Here is a 214-nt window from a genome sequence, read left to right as displayed (position 1 = left end):
TATGTGCACGGTGCAGCAACTTCCAATAACGCCGATGTGTTTGCGTATGCTGCAGCAAAGGTGAAAAAAGGCCTTGAAATTGGCAAGGAGCTTGGTGCAGAGAACTATGTGTTCTGGGGCGGCCGCGAAGGTTATGATACATTGCTGAACACTGATATGAAACTGGAGCAGGATAACTTAGCCCGTTTCTTCCATATGGCGATTGACTATGCAC

The 214-nt window shown here is 47.7% G+C and carries 1 pseudogene; it reads left to right on the top strand.

Features of this window, described 5'->3' with window-relative positions:
- Nucleotides 1-214, top strand: a pseudogene (locus tag EOC06_RS39780) (xylose isomerase); the annotation flags it as partial.

This window comes from Mesorhizobium sp. M7A.F.Ca.MR.362.00.0.0 (genome assembly GCF_004023175.1).
Lineage (GTDB): Bacteria > Pseudomonadota > Alphaproteobacteria > Rhizobiales > Rhizobiaceae > Mesorhizobium.
The sequence above is the reverse complement of the archived record's forward strand: the minus strand, read 5'-3'. Positions and strand labels throughout refer to the sequence as shown.